Consider the following 18,696-nt stretch of genomic DNA (forward strand, 5'->3'; position numbering starts at 1 on the left):
GCTCCCTCCTGCGAACCGGTGCCGGCGCACCGGATGCCGTCAGGAGTCCACGATCACCCGGAGTAGCCGTCCGTGACTCCACGGTGAGTCCGCAAAGTTCCGGTCCACCTGGTGGCCTGCAGCTCACGCCGGCCCGCCAGGCCGAGCTTGCGGTAGACCCTCGTCAGGTGGAGCTCGACGGTCCGCGTCGCCATCGCGAGCTTCGCCCCGATCTCCCTGGTCGGGAGGCCCTCGCGCACGAGCCGGGCGACCTCCGCCTCGACGGGCGTCAGCACGGGCCCGCCCGGCACCCCGTCGCAGCCCACGACCTCGTCGGCCCGCCGCACCAGCACCGCGGCCCCGATGTCGAGGGCCGTGGCCCGCGCCAGCGCGTAGCTCTCGCACGCCGCCACCTGCCTGCCGTGCGCGGTGAGGCGGTCGGCGTAGTCGCAGAGCACCTCCGCGAGTTCCAACCTCGCGTTCGCCATCTCCAGCAGGCGGATCGCACGCTCGTACGTCATGAGGTCCTCGCCGGTCGGCGCACTCGCGCGTGCGACCGCCGACAGGCTCCAGCCGAGGACCCTGGGCTCGCCCCAGCGCGCCGCGGCCGCGTGCTCCTCCATCGCCAGCCGCAGGGCTTCCTCTGCGTCACCACAGGCCAAAGCCGCACGCGACGCGTGGGAGCGCCATTGCAGGACACCGGGGTTGAGGACGCCGTGCTCGGCGAGGGCCCGGCCGCACGCGAGGTGGGCCTCCAGTGCCTCGTGAGGGCGGTCCGCCGCCATGGCCACCACCGCCTTGGCCGCGAGCGCCAGCGGGCGGCCGGGATGCCCGGCCCTGATCATCGCGTCGGCGTCCTGGTCCAGCAGAACGGCTTCGGCGGCTTCCGGTTCGCCCCTGGCGACGAGCAGTTCCACCTCCCACAGCAACGCCACCGAACGGATCTCGTCCGCCATGCCGTTGCGCCACACCGTGACGAGCAGGGAGGAGCACCTCGCCAGGTCGCCCGTGTGGCGCGCGACGCACGCACGGGCGAGCAGCACGCGCTCCGCCATCACCCGGTCACCGGCGTGCGCTTCGAGCAGCGCGAGGCTGTGCGTGTCGGCGGCCACGAGCTCGCCCGCACAGACCAGCGTTCCCAGTGCACGCGAGACGCACAGCGGGTCCGCCCGGCAGACCGGGGTCGCGAGCGCCCTCTCTGCCGCCTGGACGGCGCCGGCCCAGTCCTGTCCCGCCGCGAGCAGGCCGACCGCGACGACCGCCGCGCAGTCGTGGCCCGGATCGGCCGACCACCGGCTCATGCCGTGGGGACGAACGCCCGGCGGAGTCCCGGCCTGCCCGCCACCCCCATCTTGCGGTAGACGGCGGTGAGGTGGAACTCGACGGTGCGCAGGGTCAGGCGCAGCTCGGCGGCGATCTCGCGGTTCGACCTCCCGGCTCTGGCGAGCAGGGCGATCCTGCGCTCCTGCCTGCTCAGCGCCGACTCGCCGTCATTGCGCAACAACCGTGAGGCCAGCACATCCGCCATCGCGGTCCATTGTGGACACGAATCGGCCGCCTCCCGCAGGAGCCGGGTGTGCTTCCTGGCGCGCTCGACCTCGCCGCGTCCCAGCAGGAGCTGCGCCAGGTCGTGGCGCGCACGCAACCCCTCGTCGGCGGTCGAGGCCCGGCCGAGGTGGGCGATGGCCTCTTCGAGCAGGACGTCGTCGCCCCGGACCAGGGCGCAGGCGTGCAGACCGAGCCCGATCCCCCTCGGCGCGCCCCACCGCCTCGCGGCCACCAGGTCCTTGTCGGCGCAGATCCGCGCGAGCACGAGATCACCCGCGTCGAAGGCCGCGAGCGCGGCGGAGGACCGCCACGGCAGCACCGCCGGGTTGACCACGCCCCACGACGCGAGCTGCCTGCCGCACTCGAGGAACTCGTCCAGCGCGCAGCTCCCCCGCCCCTCGGCCAGCAGGAGCCTGCCCCGCGCGAAGTGCAGCTCGGCGCTGTCCGGGTGCTCGGCCGGCGCACCGGCCAGCCCCGCGGACTCCAGCACGGCACGTGCCCTGTCGAACTCGCCGGCCTCGGTGAGCGCCAGGACCAGCCACGCCACCGCGACGACCCGCAGCCGGGGGCGAACGCCCTTGCACGCCACACCTTCGAGCAACCGGACCGCGGCGCGGGGTTCGCCGCGCAGCAGCATGATCCGCCCGCCGAGGAGGTCGTGGACGTCTCCGCAGGCGGCCGAGGAGGCCCAGCTCCGGTGTGCCAGCGCGACCTCGTCGGCGTAGGTCAGGACCATCACCGCCTGCCAGAACGTACCGGCGTCCCGCGGCTCCGCCGAGGCCAGCACGCGCTGCGCGACGCCGACCGCCTCCTCCCGGCCGGTGCCGAGGTTCGCGGCCTGCACCGCGCGGAACGAGAGCGCTCTCACCGGCCTGGACCGCCTGCCCGTCTTCGGGCTGCCCGGCAGGTAGGCGAGCGTTCCCGGCTCGAGTTCACCCGCGTCGAGCGCCACCGCGTTCCCCGCGAGCCGGTCGGCTTCGTTCCAGCGCCCGCTGCGGACCAGTTCGCACCGCTTGCGGCGGATGTCGTCGAGCGGGGCGCTGTTCGTCATGTCGACGGTGTCCTTCCCGGCCGGCCAATTGATACGCGGGACTCCCGCTAATCCGTCTCATATGGACGGTGACCTGGTCTGGACCTTACCGGGAAAAGCATCCCGTTTGAACCGGCACTTTTTACCTTCTTCACCCCTTGGCAAACAGGAATGGGAGGAGTATCAAAGGGAAATCGGCTGCGAACCGAACAGTTCGGCGCAATGCCCGGCGAACGCCCGCGCCCGGTGCGTCAGCGGGCCGCCTGCCGCCCAGCCCAGCACGACAGGTGTCGTGGGCACGGTGTCGCGCAACCGCACCGCCACGACCTCCAGCCCCTCGTACGACGAGTTGACGGCGGGCTGCTGGACGGTCATCGAGTAACCGAGGCCGCGGGCCACCAGCGCCCGCGCGAGCTCGAAGCCGCGGGCCCGGTGCGTCACCACCATCTCCACGCCCGCGGCGTCGAACACCGACCGGAAGTAGCGCTCGCTGGGCGGGACGTCCAGCAGCACGAACGGGTCCCCGGCGAGTTCGCGCAACGCCACCGCCCGCCGCCGGCGCAGCCGGTGGTCAGCGGGCAACAGCACCTGGGGCGCCTGCTCGTACAACGTTCTCGTCGCGATGCCGGGCACCAGGTCCTGGTCGTAGAGGAACGCGATCTCGCACCGCCCGGCGACCAGGTCCTCCCCGATCTCCGGCAGGCTCCCCTCCACGAACCGGACCGACACCTCCGGGTGTGCGCTCTCGAACGTCGCGATCGCCGCGGGCAGGTGGAACGGCGCGATCGGCGCGTAGCACCCGACCGTCAGCACACCGCTGACCCGCGAACTGAGCCCGCGCGCCTCGGCGCCGAGGTCGGCCATCGCCCCGACCACCCGGCGGGCGTCCGACAGCACGCGCGTGCCCGCCGCCGTCAACGCGGCACCCCGGCGCGGTGACCGCACCACCAGCCTCAGGTCCAGCACGCGTTCCATTTCGCTCAACGCCAGCGAGATCGCGCCCTGCGACACGTGGCACCGCGCGGCGGCCGCCGTCAGCGAGCCCGTCTCCGCCACCGCGATCAGGTAGTCGAGCTGCCGCAGCGTCACGTTGGGCAGATTCATGAGTTCAGCTTATGACTGGCCGAAGAAAATTGAACTGGCCATAAGAGTCATTCGCGGGAATCGTGCGGACCATGACCAGGCAGCACACCCACCCGTTCCTCCCCTACGCACCGCCCCGCCTGCCGATCGAGGAGGGACTCGACCGCGGCAGGGCCCTGCACCGGCTGCTCGACGCACGCAGGTCCGTGCGCTGGTTCTCGCCCGACCCCGTTCCGGCGGAGGCGGTCGAACTGGCCGTGCGCACCGCGAACACCGCCCCGAGCGGCGCGCACCAGCAGCCGTGGCGGTTCGTCGCCACCCGGGACCCGGACCTCAAGCGGCGCATCCGGCACGCGGCGGAAGAGGAGGAACGCCGCTTCTACCACGAACGCGAGCTGCCGGACTGGCACGCGGCCCTGGCACGACTGGAGACCGACGCCACGAAGGAGTTCCTGGAAGCCGCGCCCTGGCTCGTGGTCGCCTTCGCGCAGAAGCAGCAGAACGGCAAGAAGACCTACTACACCAACGAAAGCGTCGGCATCGCGTGCGGGCTCTTCATCGCGGCGCTGCACACCATGGGCCTCGCGACCCTGACGCACACGCCGAACCCCATGACGTTCCTGGCCGACCTGCTCGGACGCCCCGGCGAACGCCCGTACGTCCTGTTCCCGATCGGCTACCCGGCGCCCGACTGCGAGGTGCCGGACCTGCGCCGCAAGCCCCTGGACGAGGCCCTCACCTTCGCCGGCGGGCTTGCCTGATCGTCCCACCCGCGAGGACCATCACCGGCGTGGACGAACTACGCGCGCTGATCACCAAGCACGCCCGCCCGGACCTGACCACGACCATCGACGACGTCCTGGTGTCCAGGACGACGGTCGCAGGCCCGCCCGCCCCGTCGATGACCGGCACGATCCTCGCGTTCGTCGCTCAAGGCCGCAAACGCATCGCCTTGGGCGACCGCGTCTACGACTACCGGGCGGGCCAGTACCTCGTCGCGTCGATCGACATGCCGATCACCGGCAACTACGTCGGCATCAGCCCGTCCGAACCCGCGCTCGGCCTCGGCCTGGTGCTGCGGCCGGACAAGGTCGCCGAACTGCTCCTCGCCCACGACCTCCCGAAGGCCACGGGCACCCCGGAGGGCCTGGCCGTCAGCGACGCCTCCCCCGAACTGGTCGACGCCGTGACGAGGCTCGCGCGCCTGCTCGACCAGCCGAAGGACGCGCGTGCGCTGGCGCCGTTGATCAAGCAGGAGATCCTCTGGCGCGTCATGACCGGCGAGCAGGGCGCGGCCGTCCGGCAGCTCGGCGCGCAGGACAGCGGTCTCAGCCACATCGCCAGGGCGGTGAGGTGGATCAGGGAGAACTACGCCGAGTCGTTCAAGGTCGAGAACGTCGCGCGCATCGCGGGCATGAGCGAGTCGGCGTTCTACCGCAACTTCCAGGCCGTCACGGCGATGAGCCCGATCCAGTTCCAGAAGCAGATCCGCCTGCAGGAGGCCAGGTTGCTGCTCGCGACGAACTCCGACGTGACGAGCGTCAGCCACCGCGTCGGCTACGACAGCCCGTCGCAGTTCAGCCGCGAGTACCGCCGCCAGTTCGGCGCGCCGCCCAGCAGGGACGCGAAGCTCAGGCTCCAGCCCGCTCTCTGACGTCCAGGTACACGGCGCGGACCTCCAGCGTCCGCTCGACCTTCTCGATCACGGGCGCGAAGAACTGGCGCCGGTGCTCGGCGTCGCTCATCGAGATCACCGAGAAGTACATGCTGCCGAACGCCGCGAAGAGCGTGGCGTTGCGCAACATCGCCGCCGGCACACCGAAGAGCTTCGACGGGGTCGGCCGCTCGCCGATCCACTGCTCGGCGATCTCGGGCGTGACCACGATCAGGCCGAGCACCACGAAGAACGCGAACAGCGCGAGCCCGATCACCGCCGCCTGCACCAGCTGCCGGATCGCGAGCATCACCAGCAGGTTGCGCGACTGGCGGCCGTTCAACCGCCTGGGCGGCAACGGTTCGGTGATCTCGACGCCGGACAGCGGCGTGCCCTTGCACGCCACCTGGAGCACCTCGGGCCGCAGGTCCTGCTCGACCCGGCCGATCTCGTCGCGCAGCCGGGCGGCCGCGGCCAGCACGGTGATGGCGGCGAACATCAGCACCACGAGGCTCACCCGCTGCCAGCTCAGCCGGTTCATCGCCTGCCACAGCTCACCGGTGAAGAACAGGAACAGCGTCACGAACAGCATCGGCGGCAGCGCCCTGCCGATCAGGTGCACGCTGTTGCGCAGGTCCGCGATCACGTGCCGGATGGCGGCCTTGAGCAACGACCCCAGCCCGTACGTCGTGGCGAGCATCGTCGCCAGGAAGGCCACGGCGAACACCACGACGAACCAGATCAGGGCGCCCCACACGGGTTCGGGATCCGCGTCCCCGTCCGGCGCGGTGAACCTGATGTCGATCGCGGACTGCACCAACGGCGTGATCACGGGAATCGCCGCGTACACGACCAGCACCAGCACCGTCATGCGCGGCGAGAAGTTCGGCATCCGCCGCACGAACAGCGAGAGCAGCACCCACGCCGACACCATCACCGCGACGATCAGCCCGAGCAGCACCCACCGCGACAGCCCGGCGGACTGCTGCAGCACCAGCCACGCGAGGCTGCCGACGGCCACGAACGTCAACGCCGGCAGCATCCGCGGCAGCACGTGCGACCGGAAGCCGTAGCCCTCGATCATCGTCGGCGCGCCCTGCCGGACGAACCACTGCTCGGTCCGCCGCACCACCGCAGGGGAGATCATGCGGTGGATCATGCCTCACCGCTCGAACAGCCGCGCCATGATGGAGTAGTAGTGCGTCGGCGTGATGCGGGCGAGCGCGTCGAACACGTACGCGTCCGGCCCGACGAGCACGCGCGCCTTCCCGCGTTCGACACCGCGGTGGATGATCTCGGCGGCCTTGTCCGGGGTGGTCAGCGCGATCCGGTCGAAGTCCGAGACGATCTGTTCGAGCGACCGGCCGTTCTCGTCGAGCTCGGCGTGGATGCGGCCGTTGCGGATGATGTTGGTCTTGATGCCGCCGGGGTGCACCGCGACCGCCGAGACGCCCGTGCCGCGCAGCTCCTGGCGCAGCGAGTCGGTGAACCCGCGGACGGCGAACTTCGCGGCGCAGTACGCGCTCTGCTTCGGCATCCCGCACAGCCCGAACACGCTGGACGTGTTCACCACGACGCCGTAGTTGTGCTTGACCAGCATCGGCAGGAACGCCCGCGTGCCGTTCACGACACCCCAGTAGTTGATGTCGAAGAGCCAGGAGTCGTCCTCCGCCACGGAGTTCAGCACCGTCGTGGAGGTGGCGACGCCCGCGTTGTTGAACACGGCCGCGAGCGGCAGGTCGAGCCACGCGCGCACCTCGTCCGCGAACGCCCGCACGTCCTCCGCGTCGCGCACGTCGAGCACCCGGCTGAGCACCGGGCCCTGCAACGACGCCGCGGTCTTCTCCAGCTCGATCTCGTTGACGTCGGCGATGGCCACCGGCGACCCGTGCCGGGACAACCGCTGCGCGAGACTGCGGCCGATCCCCGAGGCGGCCCCGGTGATCACCGCCGGACGTCCTGAGATCTTGCGGACCATGTGTCTGCTCCTGTCGTCGAGGACGGCGGAGCCCCCCACGTTAGCGGCGCAGCTCGGGGAACTGGTCGTCCCGCCACTCCCCCGTGCCGGCGCCGCCTTCCTCCTCGCGCGTGCGCAGGTCGACCCGGCGGATCTTGCCGGACACGGTCTTGGGCAGCTCGTAGAACTCCAGCCGCCGGATCCGCTGGAACGGCGCCAGGTTCTCCCGCGCGTGCTTCAGGATCTCCAGCGCGGTCTCACGGCTGGGCTCCCAGCCGGGGCTCAGCGCCACGTACGCCTTGGGCACGGCAAGCCGCAGCTCATCCGGCGCGGGCACGACGGCGGCCTCGGTGACCGCCGGGTGCTCGATCAGCACGCTCTCCAGCTCGAACGGCGAGATCTTGTAGTCCGACGCCTTGAACACGTCGTCCGTGCGCCCGATGTAGAACAGGTAGCCGTCCTCGTCACGGCTCGCGATGTCGCCCGTGTGGTAGTAACCGCCGGCCATCGCCTCGGCGTTGCGCTCCTCGTCGCCGTGGTAGCCGACCATCAGCGACATCGGCCGTTGCCCGAGATCGATGCAGATCTCGCCCTCGTCGGCCCGCTCGCCGGTGATCGGGTCGACCAGCACGATCGGCACACCGCGCAACGGCCGTCCCATCGAGCCGAGCTTCACCGGCGCGCCCGGCACGTTGCCGACCGACAGCGTGGTCTCGGTCTGCCCGAACCCGTCGCGGATCGTGAGGCCCCACTGCTTCTGGACCTGCTCGACCACCTCGGGGTTGAGCGGCTCCCCCGCGGCCACGACCTCGCGCAGCCCGCCGGGACCGCCGCTGAGGTCGGCCTTGATCAGCATCCGCCACACGGTCGGCGGTGCGCAGAACGTGGTGACGCCCTTCTCGCGGATCTGACCGAGCAACGCGGCCGCGTCGAACCGGGCGTAGTTGTAGACGAAGATCGTCGCTTCGGCGATCCACGGCGCGAAGAAGCAGCTCCAGGCGTGCTTGGCCCAGCCGGGCGAGCTGATGTTGAGGTGCACGTCGCCGGGCTGCACGCCGATCCAGTGCATCGTCGTCAGGTGGCCCACCGGGTACGAGACCTGGGTGTGCTCGACCAGCTTGGGGCGGCTGGTCGTGCCGGAGGTGAAGTACAGCAGCAGCCGGTCGTCCGGCGCGGTCCGCGGGTGCGGCAGCGGGTCGTCGGACGCCTGCGAGGTGTCCGCGTAGTCGAGCCAGCCCTCCGCGGTGCCGCCGACGCTGATGACCACCGGGCCTTCCGCGAACTTGCCGGCGTCCTCGACGCGCGCGATGACGTGCCGGACCGAACCCCGTTCCAGCCGGTCGGCGAGGTCGGCCGGTCCCAGGGCGGTGGTCGTCGGCATGATCACCGCGCCGAGCTTCATCACCGCGAGCATCGACTCCCACAGCTCGGCCTGGTTGCCCAGCATGATCATCACGCTGTCGCCCCTGCCCACGCCGTGCCCGGCGAGCCAGCGTGCGACGCGGTTCGAGCGGCGGCGCACCTCGTCGTAGGAGTAGGCGCGCTCGGAGCCGTCCTCCTCGACGATGTGCAACGCCGTGGTGGTGTTGCCCTCGGCGACGACGTCGAACCAGTCGTGCGCCCAGTTGAAGCTGCTGCCGAAGCTCGGCCAGGCGAACGCGTCCGGGTCGCTGAGCATCAGGTCGCGGGCCGCGCGGTAGGTGTCGTGACTGGACATGTCGGAGAGGGTGGGAGCGCCGGCGCCGCCGGTATACCCCCGGATGGGGGTGCACCCCTTTTCGAGGGTGTGACGGTCAGCGAAACTTCTGGACGTGCTGCCAGACCGCTTCCAGACGTTGCTCCCGCAGCGCCTGGACATGCTCCGCCGTGCCACCGGGCTGCCCGTCGTGTTCGGCGGTGCGCTGACGACCGGCCGTGACCTGGTGCTCAGCAGCTTCTTCGGCACGCACGGCACGTCGTTGCACGGGCTGCGCATCGGCACCGGCCGGGGCCTCGGCGGCACGGCCATCGCGATGGGCACCGCGGTGCGCGTCAACGACTACGCCACGACCAAGGCGATCACCCACGAGTTCGACCAGATGGTGGTCGTCAACGAACGCCTGACCTCCGTGTTCGCCTACCCGGTGACGGTGCGCGGCACCGTGCACGGCGTCCTCTACGGGGCCGTGCGCGGGCAGACCACCGTCGGCGACCGGGCGATCAGGATGGCCGGCGCCATCGCGCAAGCATTCGCACAGGACCTCGACATGCCTTCGATCCACACCCAGGCCGCGCTGCGCGAACTGGCCGAGGTCACCAAGCTCGTCGGTGATCCCGTGCTGCGCGAACGACTCCGCAAGGTGCACCAGAGCCTCGGCGGCGAGCCTCCCGTCAGCGTCCCCAGCGGCCTCACCCCGCGCGAACTCGATACGCTCCGGCTGGCCGCGGTCGGCGCGTCCAACCGGGAGATCGCCGCCGAGCTCGGGTTGAGCGCCGAGACCGTCAAGGCCTACCTCCGGGGCGCGATGCGCAAGCTGGGGGTGCACAACAGAACCGCCGCGGTCCACGCGGCGAGGTCGACGGGAGCGCTCTAGATGTCGTTGATGGAGAAGGCCGTGATCGGCACCGATCGCCTGCTCTACAAGCTGACCGGCGGCAGGTTCACCCTCGTGTCGCTGTCGAAGCAGACCGGCCTGACCCTGATCACCACCGGCGCGAAGTCCGGTGAGAAGCGCGAGAACCAGGTCCAGTACGTCGCCGACGGCGACTCGATGCTGGTGGTGGGGTCCAACTGGGGCAAGCCGCACCACCCGGCGTGGACGGCGAACCTGCTGAAGAACCCCGACATCCAGGTGAACGTGCGCGGCGAGGTCCGCGACGTGCGGGGCACCCTGCTCGAGGGCGCCGAGCGGGAGGCCGCCTGGGCCCGCATGGTGGCGGCCTGGCCCGCGTTCCAGGACTACGTCGAACGCTCAGGCGGCCGCGAGCTGCGGGTGTTCCGCCTGACGGCGCGCTGAGTCCCACGCGAGCCACACACATCCGACGACCATCAACACGCCGTGGGCGATCCGCACCGCGGGCGGCGTGAAGAACTGCGGCAGGAACAACGCGAACCCGGCGGCGAACACGACCGCCGCCGTGGTGCGCAGCTTCAGCGCGACCACCACCGCCGCGACGCCCATGGTGACGAGCCCGAGCGCGAAGGTCGTGACGGCGAACGGGTTGTAGCGCACGGCCTCGGCCAGGTCGAGGACGTTCGGCTGCTGTGCGATGGCGTGCAGGCCGAAGTCCTCGGCGCCGTAGTACGGCAGCGTGAGGCCGGCGCCGACCCAGAACGTGATCGCGGCGGTGCGGTGGACCTCCAGCAACGCGATCGGCACGAGGATGAAGCCGATCATCGCGCACAGGTGCGAGAGGACCCACGCGGTCGACCCCATCGAGGCCGCCGCGCCCGCGGCCGTCGTCTCGTCGTGCCAGGGTCTCAGCGCCGGGTACAGCAGGAAGAGCAGGCCCGCGGCGGAAAGCGTCCACTTCACGATTGCCCCCTGAGATCGGTGAGGTACATCCGGACGAGCTGGTCGTAGGTGTCGTCGAGGCCCTCGGGCAGGCCGAAGCCGCCGCTCGACTCGATCGACGCGAAACCGTGCGCGATCACCCGCAACCGCCGCGTGGCGTGGATGGCGTCGGAGCCCTCCAGGCCGTACTGCCGCAACGTCGCGAGGACGACCTCCATGAACTTGGTGCCCGCCGCCAGCTGCAGGTCGTTGTGCAGCGGATCCATCGGCGCGGCCGCGTAGCGGTTCGGGTGCTCCCGCACGTAGGAGCGGTACGCGTGCAGGAGCGCGCTGACGGCGTCGTCCCCCGCCCGGCCGAGGACCGCGCCGGTGAACCGGTCGGTCATCTCCTCCAGCACCCGCACACCGATGTGGGCGCGCAGTTCACCGAGGCTCGCGACGTGCTTGTACAGCGAGGGCGTGGCGACACCGGTCCGCGCGGCGACGGCGGACAGCGTCAGGCCGTCGGCGCCCTGCTCGTCGATCAGCTCCAGCGCGGCGTCGACGACCTTGGCGGTGGTGAGACGTGGGCGAGCACTCATAGCCCAAAAGCTAACGACATTAGCCAGTGACGTCAAGCGAGGAGGTTCGGTGAAGATCTTGCGAATTCCCGGCGCACCTCGCCACCCGGCCGCTATGAAGGGGAGGTCATTCGCATCGGCAAGGAGATTCCATTGCGATTAGCCAAGATCCTGGGGGCGGTCACCGCGAGCGCGCTGCTCGCGTCGACCATCACGGCTGCACCGGCCACCGCCGGTCCGACGTTGCAGAACACGATCGACCCGAGCTCCGTCAAGGAGTCCGTCGACTACCTGGTGCAGACGTACCGGGTCAGCGAGCGCGAGGCGTTGAGGAGACTCGAGCTCCAGAAGGACGCCACCGGGCTCGAGAAGACGCTCAAGACCGAAGCCGCCGGCGAGTACGGCGGCATGTGGCTCGACCAGCAGGCCGGTGAGCTCGTCGTCGCGATGACGAAGCCCGCCGCCGCCCAGCGGCAGATCGCCGCGATGGCCGACCGGACCCACGTGAAGGTCCGCACGGTCAAGAACTCCCTGGCGTCGCTCGAAGCGGCACACGACCGGATCAGCAGGCAGGTCGGCGCCGGAGCCGACTCGGTGTACCTACCGGCCGTCAGCACCACCGAGAACCGGGTCGTCGTCTGGGAACGCGCCTGGCTCAGGGAGAACAAGCCCAACGCCGCCGCACAGGCGGAGGTCCGGACCTTTGACGCGGATCCCGGCATGGTGTCGGCCCGCGTCCTGCCGAAGCCCGCGCCGTACTCGTCGGTCGACCCGGTCGACTGGGGCTTCTGCCACCCGTTGTACTGCACCGGCTACGGCCCCATGCGCGGCGGTCTGCGCCTGGACATGAGGCGCGACAACGGAACCACGGGCGGCTGCACCGCGGCCTTCAACCTGCGGACGACGGGCGGCGCGTTCCCCGGCGTGCCGTGGGTGCTGACGGCGGGCCACTGCATGGCCACCAAGACGAACAACGTGCCGACCGAGCACAACCGCCAGGCGATCCTGAACCAGCACGGCATCGAGAAGAACGCCTACCCCTACGACTACGCGGCTCTGCGGTACGTGGACGCCGCCACCCAGAACACATGGCTGGACAGCCAGACCAACCGCAACATCGTGCTGAAGTACTGCCGCAACGGTGGTCTCGACAGCAACGGCGACACCCCCTGCGGCCCGCAGGCGACGTCGCAGAACCAGGAGATCACCTCCGTCACCCCGCTGTCCGGGATCCTGACCGGCGCGGTCGTGTGCGCCACGGGTTCCGGTGCCAGCTCGGTGAACTACCCGGACTCCTACGACAGCGGCTCCGGCGCCGACTACCTCGTCGGCACGCGCTGCGGCCGCGTCCTCTCGACCGACGTCGGCATCAACACCGACCTGTGCGCGAGGAACGGTGACAGCGGCAGCCCGCTGTTCAGCCAGGTCACCAGCGCCGGGCTGGGCATCCTGAACGGGAGCCAGCAGTCCCGCAGCGGCCCCTGCCAGCTGGGTGAGCTCAACAACTACGCCCCGCTCTCGACGATCCTCGAGGACCTCAGCGCCCGCCAGGCGAGCGGTGGGTCCGTCTTCTCGGTGATCACCACGCCGCAGGGCTGACGTCCACAGTCTCCGGAGGGCCTGTTCACAGGCCCTCCGGAGCCGTCTGAAGGCTTAAGCAGCCTTAAATCCGCTGGTATCGAGGAAGATCACTTGAGAGCGCTCTCATCTGACAAATTCGTGAAAACCTTTACACGTTGACCGAGGGTCACGGCGCGACAACACTTCCGAACCACTGGGCGCACAACCAACACCCGGAAAGGTCGGTTCGATGCATCGACGCATCGGGACGGCCCTTGCCGCTGCCTTGATGGTGGCCGCAGGGATCACCGTCGCCACCACCAGCCAAGCTCCCCCTGCCAACGCGGCGGTGACCTGGGCCGACGAGTTCAACGCCCCCGCCGGCACCGGTGTCGACGGCGGCAAGTGGAACATGGAAGTGGGCAACAACAACGGCAACAACAGGGAACACCAGTGGTACCAGGCGGGTACCTCCAACGCGGCGCACGACGGCCAGGGCAACCTCGTCATCACCGCCAAGAAGGAGAACCCCGGCAACTACAACTGCTGGTACGGCCGGTGTCAGTACACGTCCGCGCGCATCAACACCGCGAACAAGTTCACCCAGACCTACGGCAGGTTCGAAGCGCGCATGAAGATGCCGCGCGGCAAGGGGATCTGGCCCGCGTTCTGGATGCTCGGTGCTGACATCAACACCGGCAACCCGTGGCCGGGTTCCGGCGAGATCGACATCATGGAGTTCCTGGGACACCAGACGAACACCGTGTACGGCACGATCCACGGACCGGGCTACTCCGGTTCGGGCGGCAAGTCCCACGCCTACAACGGCCCGAACTTCTCCGACGGCTTCCACAACTTCGCAGTGGACTGGAAGCCCGGCGAGATCACGTGGTCGGTGGACGGCAACGTCTACGCCCGCAACACCCCGACCGACGTCAACGGCAACCCGTGGGTGTTCAACAAGCCCTTCTTCATCATCATCAACCTCGCGGTCGGTGGTGAGTGGCCGGGCTACCCGGACGCCAGCACGACGTTCCCGCAGCAGCTCGTGATCGACTGGGTCCGCGCTTCCTCCTCCGACACCCCCGGCGGTGGCGGTTCGGAGATCCGCGGCATCGGCGGCAAGTGCCTCGACGTGCCCTGGGCGAACACCGCCAACGGCACGCCCATCCAGGTCGTCGGCTGCAACGGCAACGCGGCCCAGAAGTGGAGCCGTCCCGGTGACGGCACGATCCGCGCGCTGGGCAAGTGCCTCGACGTCAACGGCGGCGGCACCGCCAACGGCACAGTGGTCCAGCTCTGGGACTGCAACGGCTCGGCTGCCCAGCAATGGGCCGTCAGCGGGGCACAGGACATCGTGAACCCGCAGGCCAACAAGTGCCTCGACACCATCGGCGGCGGTTCGGCCGACGGCACGAAGACGCACATCTGGCAGTGCCTCGGCGTGGCCAGCCAGAAGTGGCAGGTCTGAGGTCACTCCCCGCCGGGTCCTGACCCGGCACCGGGAGAACAGCGGCGCTGGACGTGAACCCCCGCGGCGGACGGGTTCACGTCCAGCGCTTCCTGCGCCGCGTCGGCGTCTGCCGCTACCCTGTCGGCCGTTCAGGTCGACGGAAGGCGGTTCATGCAGGTGCTGGCGCAAGGGATCCAGGTGTCCGACCTGCTGCTCAACAAGTACGGCCTCGCGGTCTTCGCCGCGATCCTCAGCGGACTCGCCGCGTACCTCACCGGCAGCCGACTCGAAGCCAAGAAGTTCCACAAGACGCTCAAGCAGCTGTCGTGGGACATGGACGTGAACTCACGACTCGTCTCGATCAAGGACGAGCTCAAGCAGAAGGTCCAGGTGAAGTACGCGGGCGAGTCCGTGACGAGCCTGACCACGGTGACGTTCCAGGTCACCAACACCGGCGGCGCCGTGGTGAAGGACCAGTTCCTGCGGTTCGCCTTCCCGGAGAAGGCACAGATGCTCGAAGTCGATCTGGCTCCGCGCCCCGAGCCGGAACTGGATGTCAGCGAGGTCTTCGACGATGTTCCTCCTGGCAACCGCCGCTATCGGATCGGTCATCTCGAACCGGGTCAACGCGTGCAGTTCAAGTTCGTCTCCGACGGCGGTGACTGGTCGGGCTGGCGTGGCGTCCACCCGAAGAACGACGAGGGCGGCGTCGTCTTCGAGCGCCGTGACGTCTCACGTGTGAAGGCGGACAAGGAACACATTCGACCGTTCGCGGTTCAGGCCGTGCTGCTGGTACTGACCCAGCTGGTGCTGAGCAACGTCGCGTTCTACCAGGACGTTCTCGATTTCGTGCGCGTCGCGATCACGCTGGTGCTCGGTGGTCTTCTGCTGTCGCACCTGGTTCCGATCGTGCGACTCGTGGAACGCTCGGCGTACGGCTGGAACTCCGGAAGCGGTTCCGGGAGCACGGAGAGCCACAACATGATCCACGGAAACACGGACGGATACGTGATCCAGGCCCGCAGCATTGAAGGCGATGTCCACCTCCACAACTACGGCAAGCAGGATCCCGACGCCGAAGAAACCCAACCGGCTACGCCATGAGTCTTGCCACGGCCCAGTCCTGCACCGCGACACCGACCGACTTGAACACCGTCCGCCCCTCCCGCAGCGGCGGGTTCCCCAGCGCCGCACCGAGTTCGACGAGCGACTCCAGCCGCAGCACACCGGACTGCACCGCGCGGATGATCTCCCCCGCCTCGCTCAGCGCCGCCTCGACCTGGTCCACCACCACGACCCCGGCGGTCGCCAGCAACTCCTCGGGCAGCTCCCGCATCACGGGACGGTACGAGCCGATCGCGTTGACGTGCACCCGTTCCTTGAGCGAGTCGCACCGGAACAACGGCACCGTCGACGCCGTCGCGCAGCACACGACGTCCGCATTCTCGACGGCCTCGTCCGCGTTCGCCGCCGTGTCCATGACCGTGTCCGGCAGCTCGTCGCGCAGGCCCTCCAGCAACGCCTCGGCCTTCTTCGCGTTGCGGTTGAAGACGACGAGCTTCTTCAACGGCCGCACCGCGTGCACGGCCCGCACCTGGTCCGCCGCCTGCGCTCCCGCGCCCAGCAGCGCGAGGTGCGACGCGTCCTCGTCGGCCAGCAGATCCGTTGCCACACCGACGACAGCGCCGGTCCGCAACGTCGTGAGCGGCACCGCGTCCGTGGCGAACTGACCGTCCGGATGCGAGTACACGACCGTGCCCGTGATCACCGGGTCGCGCTCGACCTCGACGCTGATCACCTTGACCGCGGTGGAGCTCGTCGGCCGGTGGTGCACCGCCATGACGAGCGACCGGCTGTCGCTGAACGCCTGCCGCGGCGGCAGGTCGAACTCCTCCGCCGCCAGCCCGACGAACGCTTCTCGCACGGCATCGATCGCAGCGGGCATCGTCATGGCCGGGATCGTAACGACTCAGCGCGAGCGCTTGACGGCCCCCAGGAACGACGACCAGGCGGCCGCGCCCACGGCGAGGTGGACGGCGGGCGCCTTGGTGTCCCGGATCCCGATGCCGGTGGCGATCTCCACACACTCGCTGGCGTTCGCGCTGTAGGTGCTCTTGCGCCACTCGGCCATCAATGTCTCCTCAACCGATGATGTCTTTGATCAGACTCCTCGATTGTTCCTCGTCCAACGCCGTCCGACCGAGTGATTCGACCACCGCGTCGTAGCTCTTGACCGGCAGCGCCGCCTCGATGATGAGGCTGGCGTTCTCGCTCTCCACGAAGACGACCGGCTCGATCTTGTGGAACCGCATCAGGTTGAAGCCCCCGGCATGCCCCGCGTGGGCCCCGACCGATGTCGGCACAACTCTGATGACGACGGACGGCCGCAGCGACATCCTCACCAGGTGCTCCAGCTGGGCGCGCATCACCTCCTCACCCCCCACCGGCGTCCTCAGGACGGACTCGTGGAAGAAGAACGTCGCCTTCACGCCGGATCGCAGCGCCTCGCTGCGCGCCACCCGAGCCGCGACGCGCTCCTCCACCTCGTCCTCGGGCACGTTGGCGCTCGCCCTGATCACGGCACGCGCGTACTCGGGGATCTGCAGCGTGCCGTGCACCAGCAACGGCAACCAGCTGATCAGCGTCTTGGCGGTCGACTCGTGCTGGAGCAGGGTGCGAGGCAGGATCGGCTCGGCGGCGCCGTGCTCCTGCAGCCACCCCTTCACGTTCGTCGCGTGGAACAGCTTCATCAGGTGTTCCCGCTCGTCCGACGGCGTCCGGCACGCGCCCAGCAACAGCGCGAGGTCGAGCTCCGTCACGCCTCCCTTGCCGTTGACGGCGTCCGACAGCTTGGCCTCCTGCCAGTCGACGATCTCGGCCACGGCCCGCGACGTCATACCCGTGGCCGCGATGGCGGCACGGAGCCCGTCACCGAACTCGCGGCCTCTTGCGGTGGAGAATCTTTTCGGCATGAACGGGCACGCTAGCGCCATTCACGGGCCTTTCAGAACATTCGGCACCAACACAACCCAAAAGGGCGTTAGCTTGGACCAGCTCCAAGTTGCAGAATAATTCCGTGAAGTTCCGATGGTTGCCCCACGACGGGCTGCGACACGCTATCCAGGACGAGCCGCTCAGGGGGCGGCTCGTCGAGACCCTGTGCGGTGATCCCTTCGTACCACAGGAGCTTGACCTGTGGTCGAGCAAGAACGTGTGGCCGACGTGCTGGGACTGCGACGGCGTCTGGCGAAAGAGCGAGGGGATCCTGCCATGGCCGCGGAAATCCTGACGGAGGACCTTCTGCGCGTATCTCTTCAACGCCTCTCGCGTGAGGTGGTGAAGACTTATCCACAGTTCGGCGAGTTGCTCGCGCAGAATATGTTGCGCACGTGCGGGCTGATTCCCGATCTCGAGCGCGCTGAGCATTACCGCGAGCTCGGGACGTTGCTCATCGACCTCGGCCGGCTGTACCTGGCGGAGGCCGACGTGCTGTCCACGGTGGAGGCGCCGCAGGACTGAGCGGTCCCTAGCGCGCGGACACGGCGACCGCGCGCCCGCTCGTGTCGAACTCGTGCGCCAGCACCTCCAGCCCCGCCCCGCCGGCGGCCCACGCCGCCGTCCAGGTGAGGCACTCCGCCGCCCCGTTCCCCGCCCTCTCCACCAGGTCCACCCCGATCGGGTCGAGCCACTCCCACGACGTGCCGGCGATCCCGGCCAGGAAGGCCTCGTCCCACGAGCGCACCAGCTCGCGGACGGTCCCCTCGCGGCGTGCGCGCTCGTTGACGTCCTTGATCCACGCCTGCCGCTCCTGCTCCGAGAGCACCACCCCGGTCTCGGGCTCGCGGAACCCCGGCAGGTCGTGGGCCAGCCCGCCCGACCCGACGTACAGCACCCGGCGGTCGGCGAAGAACTCCCCGACGCGGCGTCCCAGCGACGCCGCGCGGCGGAAGGTGGCGTGAGGCGGCGAGGCGCAGTTGACGAAGACCGGCAGCACGGGCTTGGCGGAGATCGAGCCCAGCAGGTCGCGCGCGGTGTGGCCGAAGGCGTGGTCGAGCGCGGCCTCGTAGGCCGTGGCGACGTCGAACTCCGATGCCACCAGCCCGGCCACCAGCTCGCGCCCCAGGTCCGAGGGCACGTCGTAGGAACCGACGGGCCCGGCCACGTCGCCCTGGGCGGTGGCGCTCAGGACCACGGCGAAGGTCGGGACCACCGAGCGGAAGGCCCGGCGGTGGTCGGTGCCGAAGAAGACCACGAGCTCCGGGTCGAACGCGCGCACCGCCTCCCGCGCGTCCGCGATCGCCGCCCGGACGGGCCCGTCAGGAGCGCCGGGCAAGGTGATCAGGTGCGAGGCGCAGACCGTTAGGCGGTTCTTCACCGG

At 69.7% G+C, this 18,696-nt stretch carries 21 protein-coding genes; 9 read left to right on the forward strand and 12 right to left on the reverse strand.

Going from position 1 to position 18,696, the window contains the following annotated elements; translation table 11 throughout:
• Window positions 1-53 precede the first annotated feature (53 nt).
• The 3 genes from BMY74_RS15845 to BMY74_RS15855 form a co-directional block, all read right to left on the reverse strand.
• Complete coding sequence (locus BMY74_RS15845) at window positions 54-1,280, reverse strand: helix-turn-helix domain-containing protein (protein ID WP_089916416.1); 1,227 nt, start codon at window positions 1,278-1,280, stop codon at window positions 54-56.
• Window positions 1,277-2,578, reverse strand: coding sequence for a helix-turn-helix transcriptional regulator (locus tag BMY74_RS15850; RefSeq protein WP_089916419.1), 1,302 nt, complete (start codon window positions 2,576-2,578; stop codon window positions 1,277-1,279). Before BMY74_RS15850 ends, BMY74_RS15845 begins: the two co-directional genes overlap by 4 nt.
• A 162-nt stretch (window positions 2,579-2,740) precedes the next feature.
• Complete coding sequence (locus BMY74_RS15855) at window positions 2,741-3,661, reverse strand: LysR family transcriptional regulator (protein WP_089916421.1); 921 nt, start codon at window positions 3,659-3,661, stop codon at window positions 2,741-2,743.
• A gap of 71 nt (window positions 3,662-3,732) precedes the next feature.
• On the opposite strand from BMY74_RS15855, the gene BMY74_RS15860 reads away from it, so the two are divergent.
• Both BMY74_RS15860 and BMY74_RS15865 read left to right on the forward strand, forming a co-directional pair.
• Window positions 3,733-4,401, forward strand: a complete 669-nt coding sequence (locus tag BMY74_RS15860) for a nitroreductase family protein (protein ID WP_089916933.1) — start codon at window positions 3,733-3,735, stop codon at window positions 4,399-4,401.
• 29 nt (window positions 4,402-4,430) lie between these two features.
• A complete protein-coding gene (locus BMY74_RS15865) occupies window positions 4,431-5,294 on the forward strand; it encodes an AraC family transcriptional regulator (protein WP_218159639.1) in 864 nt (287 codons plus the stop codon).
• On the opposite strand, the gene BMY74_RS15870 is transcribed toward BMY74_RS15865, so the two are convergent.
• The 3 genes from BMY74_RS15870 to BMY74_RS15880 are packed head-to-tail and all read right to left on the reverse strand — an operon-like array spanning window position 5,272 to window position 8,968.
• A complete protein-coding gene (locus tag BMY74_RS15870) occupies window positions 5,272-6,441 on the reverse strand; it encodes a hypothetical protein (RefSeq protein WP_143091582.1) in 1,170 nt (389 codons plus the stop codon). The genes BMY74_RS15865 and BMY74_RS15870 overlap by 23 nt on opposite strands.
• Window positions 6,442-6,456: 15 nt before the next feature.
• On the reverse strand, window positions 6,457-7,272 hold the full coding sequence (locus BMY74_RS15875) for an SDR family NAD(P)-dependent oxidoreductase (protein WP_089916427.1): 816 nt from the start codon (window positions 7,270-7,272) through the stop codon (window positions 6,457-6,459).
• A gap of 40 nt (window positions 7,273-7,312) precedes the next feature.
• A complete protein-coding gene (locus tag BMY74_RS15880) occupies window positions 7,313-8,968 on the reverse strand; it encodes an AMP-binding protein (protein WP_089916429.1) in 1,656 nt (551 codons plus the stop codon).
• Between the two features lie 94 nt (window positions 8,969-9,062).
• Between BMY74_RS15880 and BMY74_RS15885 the strand changes: the two genes are divergently transcribed.
• The gene (locus tag BMY74_RS15885) at window positions 9,063-9,824 is read left to right on the forward strand and encodes a LuxR C-terminal-related transcriptional regulator (RefSeq protein WP_089916430.1); all 762 of its coding nucleotides are present in this window, start codon (window positions 9,063-9,065) and stop codon (window positions 9,822-9,824) included.
• The gene (locus BMY74_RS15890; RefSeq protein WP_089916433.1) at window positions 9,825-10,247 is read left to right on the forward strand and encodes a nitroreductase family deazaflavin-dependent oxidoreductase; all 423 of its coding nucleotides are present in this window, start codon (window positions 9,825-9,827) and stop codon (window positions 10,245-10,247) included.
• Here BMY74_RS15890 and BMY74_RS15895 read toward each other — a convergent pair.
• Window positions 10,203-10,766, reverse strand: a complete 564-nt coding sequence (locus BMY74_RS15895; RefSeq protein ID WP_218159640.1) for a hypothetical protein — start codon at window positions 10,764-10,766, stop codon at window positions 10,203-10,205. The genes BMY74_RS15890 and BMY74_RS15895 overlap by 45 nt on opposite strands.
• Window positions 10,763-11,326 carry a TetR/AcrR family transcriptional regulator gene (locus tag BMY74_RS15900; RefSeq protein WP_089916435.1) on the reverse strand — a complete coding sequence of 188 codons (564 nt, stop codon included), beginning with the start codon at window positions 11,324-11,326 and terminating at the stop codon, window positions 10,763-10,765. The genes BMY74_RS15895 and BMY74_RS15900 overlap by 4 nt, the downstream gene beginning before the upstream one ends.
• A 132-nt stretch (window positions 11,327-11,458) precedes the next feature.
• Here BMY74_RS15900 and BMY74_RS15905 point away from each other — a divergent pair, with 132 nt between their 5' ends.
• The 3 genes from BMY74_RS15905 (at window position 11,459) to BMY74_RS15915 (ending at window position 15,422) form a co-directional block, all read left to right on the forward strand.
• On the forward strand, window positions 11,459-12,904 hold the full coding sequence (locus tag BMY74_RS15905; RefSeq protein ID WP_245786149.1) for a S1 family peptidase: 1,446 nt from the start codon (window positions 11,459-11,461) through the stop codon (window positions 12,902-12,904).
• A 211-nt stretch (window positions 12,905-13,115) separates the two neighbouring features.
• On the forward strand, window positions 13,116-14,336 hold the full coding sequence (locus tag BMY74_RS15910) for a glycoside hydrolase family 16 protein (RefSeq protein ID WP_089916438.1): 1,221 nt from the start codon (window positions 13,116-13,118) through the stop codon (window positions 14,334-14,336).
• Between the two features lie 153 nt (window positions 14,337-14,489).
• Window positions 14,490-15,422 (forward strand): hypothetical protein, encoded by a 933-nt coding sequence (locus tag BMY74_RS15915; protein ID WP_089916440.1) that lies wholly within the window; start codon window positions 14,490-14,492, stop codon window positions 15,420-15,422.
• On the opposite strand, the gene BMY74_RS15920 is transcribed toward BMY74_RS15915, so the two are convergent.
• Genes BMY74_RS15920 through BMY74_RS15930 form a run of 3 tightly spaced genes read right to left on the reverse strand, consistent with a single transcriptional unit; the run spans window position 15,412 to window position 17,290 of the window.
• Window positions 15,412-16,269: an ornithine cyclodeaminase family protein gene (locus BMY74_RS15920; protein ID WP_089916441.1), complete on the reverse strand. Its 858-nt coding sequence runs from the start codon at window positions 16,267-16,269 to the stop codon at window positions 15,412-15,414. The genes BMY74_RS15915 and BMY74_RS15920 overlap by 11 nt on opposite strands.
• Window positions 16,270-16,287: 18 nt before the next feature.
• Window positions 16,288-16,449, reverse strand: coding sequence for a DUF397 domain-containing protein (locus tag BMY74_RS15925; protein ID WP_089916444.1), 162 nt, complete (start codon window positions 16,447-16,449; stop codon window positions 16,288-16,290).
• A 10-nt stretch (window positions 16,450-16,459) separates the two neighbouring features.
• The gene (locus tag BMY74_RS15930) at window positions 16,460-17,290 is read right to left on the reverse strand and encodes a helix-turn-helix domain-containing protein (RefSeq protein ID WP_177229763.1); all 831 of its coding nucleotides are present in this window, start codon (window positions 17,288-17,290) and stop codon (window positions 16,460-16,462) included.
• A 104-nt stretch (window positions 17,291-17,394) separates the two neighbouring features.
• On the opposite strand from BMY74_RS15930, the gene BMY74_RS15935 reads away from it, so the two are divergent.
• Together BMY74_RS15935 and BMY74_RS15940 are read left to right on the forward strand one after the other, a co-directional pair.
• Window positions 17,395-17,607 carry an HC3 family zinc finger protein gene (locus tag BMY74_RS15935; protein WP_089916449.1) on the forward strand — a complete coding sequence of 71 codons (213 nt, stop codon included), beginning with the start codon at window positions 17,395-17,397 and terminating at the stop codon, window positions 17,605-17,607.
• Window positions 17,514-17,837, forward strand: coding sequence for a hypothetical protein (locus BMY74_RS15940; RefSeq protein WP_177229740.1), 324 nt, complete (start codon window positions 17,514-17,516; stop codon window positions 17,835-17,837). Before BMY74_RS15935 ends, BMY74_RS15940 begins: the two co-directional genes overlap by 94 nt.
• A gap of 7 nt (window positions 17,838-17,844) precedes the next feature.
• Here BMY74_RS15940 and BMY74_RS15945 read toward each other — a convergent pair whose 3' ends face one another.
• A complete protein-coding gene (locus BMY74_RS15945; RefSeq protein ID WP_089916455.1) occupies window positions 17,845-18,693 on the reverse strand; it encodes a DODA-type extradiol aromatic ring-opening family dioxygenase in 849 nt (282 codons plus the stop codon).
• Window positions 18,694-18,696 lie beyond the last annotated feature (3 nt).

The organism is Lentzea albida, from assembly GCF_900111005.1.
Classification (GTDB): Bacteria; Actinomycetota; Actinomycetes; order Mycobacteriales; family Pseudonocardiaceae; genus Lentzea; species Lentzea albida.